Annotated in this window: 3 protein-coding genes; 1 reads left to right on the top strand and 2 read right to left on the bottom strand. The window is 59.9% G+C overall.

Going from position 1 to position 4,647, the window contains the following annotated elements; genetic code table 11:
* A partial coding sequence (locus tag AC1XOS_RS19945) for a VPS10 domain-containing protein (protein WP_481963967.1) occupies positions 1–2,539 on the top strand: 2,539 nt, incomplete at its 5' end.
* A gap of 163 nt (positions 2,540–2,702) precedes the next feature.
* On the opposite strand, the gene AC1XOS_RS19940 is transcribed toward AC1XOS_RS19945, so the two are convergent.
* Positions 2,703–3,497 carry a phytanoyl-CoA dioxygenase family protein gene (locus AC1XOS_RS19940; RefSeq protein ID WP_481963966.1) on the bottom strand — a complete coding sequence of 265 codons (795 nt, stop codon included), beginning with the start codon at positions 3,495–3,497 and terminating at the stop codon, positions 2,703–2,705.
* 74 nt (positions 3,498–3,571) lie between these two features.
* Complete coding sequence (locus AC1XOS_RS19935; protein WP_481963965.1) at positions 3,572–4,171, bottom strand: hypothetical protein; 600 nt, start codon at positions 4,169–4,171, stop codon at positions 3,572–3,574.
* Between the last annotated feature and the right edge of the window lie 476 nt (positions 4,172–4,647).

Here is a 4,647-nt window from a genome sequence, read left to right as displayed (position 1 = left end):
GGCGTTCGGGTTTGTGGGTGGCAGTAGCGACGGCGGGCTCTACAAGACTACGGACGCGGGCAAGACCTGGAAGAAGCTCTCGGGCGGCTTGCCAGGCGGCGAAGTCGGGCGCATCGGAATCGCGATCTATCCCAAGAACCCGAAGATTGTCTATGTCACGTGGGAGAACGACAACAAGGGCGGCACGCAGTCCGCACAGGGCAATGGAAATGTCTGGCGCACGGACGATGGCGGCGAGAACTGGGAGAAGCGTGCGGCGACCAACCCGCGCCCGATGTACTTCTCGCAGATTCGCGTAGATCCCAACGATGAGGATACAGTCTACGTGACGGGTGTGAGCACCTACATGTCCGTGGACGGTGCCAAGACTTTCACTTCGCCCTTCTCCCGTGTCCACGCCGATGGCCACGCACTCTGGATCAACCCCGCCGACTCGGATCACTTGCTCTTTGGCTGCGATGGCGGTATCCAAGTAAGCTGGGATCAAGGCAAGACCTGGGACTTTATCAACACCATCGTCATTAGTCAGTTCTACGAAGTCCACTACGACATGCGCCTGCCCTACCATGTCTACGGTGGCCTGCAAGACAACGGCACCTGGGAAGCACCCAGCCGGACACTGGATGTGCGCGGGGTCACCAACGACGAGTGGCTCAATGTAGGCGGCGGTGATGGCTTCTACGCACAGGCCGATCCGCTCGACTGGCGCATTATCTACACCGAGAGCCAGGGCGGCGCGGTTGGACGGCGCAACCAAGCCACGGGTGAGAGCAAGAGTATTCGTCCCCGCGCGGAGACGCCTGGCGAGCGGCTCCAGTTCGACTGGAACAGCCCGATCTTTATCTCACCGCACAACAATAAGAAGCTCTTCTTTGGTGGCAACAAGCTCTTTATCTCCCTGGATCGGGGCGACACCTGGCGCAGAACCGACGATCTCACGACCAAGCCCGACCGCACCAAGCTCCCGATCCTAGGCAAGCCTGTAGGCGATAAGACCCTCTCCGGCAACGATGGGCAAGATGGCTTCGGCTATATTGTCACCGTCACAGAGTCCCCCGTTAAAGAGGGCGTGATCTGGGCGGGAACCGATGATGGCAATGTGCAAGTCTCTCAAGACGACGGCAAGACCTGGACTCTCTGCACGGTTCCGGGCGTCCCGAAAGGCACCTATGTCAGCCGTGTCCATGCCAGCTCTTATGCCGCAGGTCGCTGCTATGTTAGCTTCGATGGTCACCGCAGCGATGACTTCACACCCTACGCCTTTGTGACCGAGGACTTTGGCGCGACCTGGAAGAAACTCACCAGCAGCCTGCCGGAGGGAGCCACGGTCAGTGTCATACGGGACCATCCCCGCGCCTCGAACCTGCTCGTTCTCGGAACTGAGCGCGGTGCCTATGTCTCCTTCAACCGGGGCGGGAGCTGGGAGCGCTTCGACAAGCCCTTCCCAGCCTCGATCCCCGTGGACGATATCCAGATCCACCCCCGCGACAACGACCTGATCTTCGCGACCCACGCACGCGGTATCTGGATCCTGGACGATATCGGGGCGCTGGAAGCCAAGGCCCTGAGCCTCGCTCCCGTGACGCTTGCACCGCCAAAACCCGCCGTTCACTACCGCATCGCCAGCCGAAAAGCCACCACGGGGCACAAGATCTATGTCGCTCCCAACCCGACCACCGGCAACCCGTTTCGCTTCTACTTAGGCGAAAATATCAAGGGCGCGGCGACTCTGACCGTCAAAGACAGCAAGGGGAAAGTGGTTCGTACCCTGAGCCAGGCAGAGCCCGCAACCGGCTGGAACCTCCTGCGCTGGGACATCCGCGAAAATTCAGCGACACCCGGTCAAGGCGGCGGCTTTGGTGGAGCCACCGCCCCCCGCTTGCTTCCCGGCAGCTACACGGCGACACTGACCGTAGCGAATCAGTCCTCGACACAGCCTCTCACGGTCTTTGATGATCCTCGGGTAAATCTAACCGACAAGGAGCGCAAGGAAGTCCACGACACGCTTGCAAAGCTGCGCGATACCTACGGCGAGCTCGATGCTGCCCGCGCGGCCCTGACAACCAAGCGCACCGAGCTGGAGAAAGAGCCTGCCAGCCCGAAGCGCGATGGAAAAATCAAGGCCATCACGGAGCTACTCGCACAGATCGCGCCCGCAGGCGGTGGTAATCAGGGACAACGCGGTGGCGGCGGGGGTCAAGGCCAGCGCGGCGGCGGGAGCGGTGCAGGTGGAAACGCGCCTGCCAACCGACGTACTCCCGCGACGCTTCGTGGGGGCGATCCCCAGGCAGGCAACCGTCCCCCGACAGCCACACCTCCCACAGTCGCCCCGGCGGAGAGAAGCGGAGAGTCTGCGGCAGAAGGCCAGCCGACTCCGCGCCCACAGCTCAATCCCAATCTCCTCACCACCCGCCTTTCCCGCGTCTCCCAGAACATAGACGCCCTCTCCGAGCCGCTTAGCCCCGGCTACAAGCGCGAGGCAGAAGAGGCAATCAAGGCGGCGAAGAAAGTGATCGGCGAGGCCAAGAAGCTCAAGTAAGAGCCCCCCACCGCTAGCCCCGCCGATTGTAACGGCGGGGCTCATGAGCTAAAGCTACAAAGGCCGCTTCGGGCCATAAGATTCTGTATGGGCGGCACGCCCTTTGCAGCGCCGCGCTCTCCAGTTCCCCCGCTCCAACCGGGGGGACTAATCGAGGAGAGGTTTATCCATACGCCCCGTTGGGCAGGAAGCCAAGCAGGCGCTTGAGGCGGGGGCTGGCGTTGGCGTAGACATGCTCGGGCATCTGGTAGTTCATGAAGGGGCTGTACTTGTGCCCCACCAGTCGCCGGGCATAGCTCACCTGGGTGATGTAGCGCACGCGATCCGAGAGGTTGGGTGCGCCCCGGTGCCAGACCTGGTTGTTGAACATCACCACACTCCCCGCCTTGCCACAAGCGTAGACTGTCTTGTCCTCCCACTCCGTGCCCTCGATCACAGGCGGGCAGCGCTTGCCGTAGAGATGCGAGCCAGGAATGAGCTGGGTCGGGCCGTACTCGGGGGTCTCGACATCGGTGAGGTAGTAGTTGGCGGTGAAGAGCAAGACGGGCAGCTTGATGTTCTTGGGAGCCTCCCCTTCGGTCACCAGAAAGTGCGGGGAGTCGTCCTGGTGCCACGTGGTGATCCCCTTGCCCGGCCCCGGTTGCACGCGGAAGCTATTGTTGTGGATACAGTGCGTCGTCTCGGCGATCAGCTTCTCGGCAAATGTGACGATGGGCTCTAGGTCAAAGAGCGAGAGGTTGGTGGGGCTGACCTCGAACATCCGATGATGGAGCTGAATAATCCCGTCGCCTTCTTCGTTATTCTCTTTGAGCGCCTCGTCTAAATCGTCGCGCAGGGCGGCGCACATCTCGGGTGTCAGAACATCCTGGAGCACCAAAAACCCATCGCGGTGAAACTGCTCCACCCATTCATTGATCTGGTCATCGCTGACCGTCTTGTGTGCAAGATACTCGGGCATCTATTTTTTCCTTCGGGAACGGGCGGGTAAACCAGCCCGCTGTTGCGGCAAGACCCATGAATGGGCCGCCTGAGCTAAGTGTCGATCTTTTGTGCGTGTTTCTGAGGCGGCGGCCCCACTGGTTTTCCTTGGAGAAGTCGCTCGGCCCAGTGCAGGTAGACAGGGAGCACATCGTCTTTTGGGTAGCGCTTCAGGAGGCTTCGGATCTGGTGCGGGTAGTCTTTGAACAGCTCAGGGTACTTTACACTAGCAAGCTGCCAACCGTTTTTGCCCTGCTGAAAGACCTCCAGCCAGCGTGGCTGCTCCCCATGGGAGAGGCAATAACCAATGCAGTGAAAGGTACTAAGAGTCCAGCGACCGTCGAACTTTCGGAGCCGAACGCCATGCTCACTGAAAAACTCTTTGGTCGGGTGGAGCTTTCCCATTCGGAGCTGGTAGTTCGTGACCTGCGTAGGCTGCCACGAGCCTCCTATCTGATCCTCGATCACCAGTAGTTCCTTGCCCAGGCAGACAAGCACAACACTCTCTGTTTCTTCACTCAGCGATACCGAATCCAGCCGCCGCCAACCGTTTGAGGTTTTCTGCACCACAAGAACTTCGCCAGGTGCATTTCCCTTGACAGCGAAAACGACCCAGATCCCTTGAGCTAGCTCTAGAGGCTGAATTGCCCTCACACAATGCCCTGGTTGGAGCAAGACAGTTATGCGGGTCACCACAGTAGCTTGAAACGCTAGCCAGTCGGCTTCTTTGGCGTTGCCCAGCTTCCGCTGGAATATTGCTGCCTTCTCAAAGTTCCCACGTTGCCCGGAGACCCATGCGTAAAGCCTGAGAAACCGTCTTTGAAGAGTCGGACTAAGTTTGAGAAGCTGGCGCTCCCGAAGTTTGAGCTCTTTTTCTGCGATATAGGATCGCCTGCTTGAAACCAGAGGAATCTCATGGCGGGGAGCGGCGTGAAACCAATCGAAGCCCGATTGCTCTTCGAGTTCAGCCAGGAAGGCAACGGTCAAACAGGTAGTTGGAGGGCTCATGGTGTTTTTTCACTCCTCGATCCAGTGTCGGTAGCGATCTGTGCCGCGTACCAAGATCGGCTTCCAGCGCTTGCCGTGCGAGTTGAGAGTGCTCTGGTGCACTTCGGTGGGAATGTAGCGCA

The organism is Armatimonas sp. (assembly GCF_964826245.1).
The sequence above is the reverse complement of the archived record's forward strand: the minus strand, read 5'-3'. Positions and strand labels throughout refer to the sequence as shown.

Coding starts and splice junctions, on each gene's coding strand:
- AC1XOS_RS19940 (WP_481963966.1), bottom strand. CDS start 3,497: ATGCCCGAGTATCTTGCACACAAGACGGTCAGCGATGACCAGATCAAT.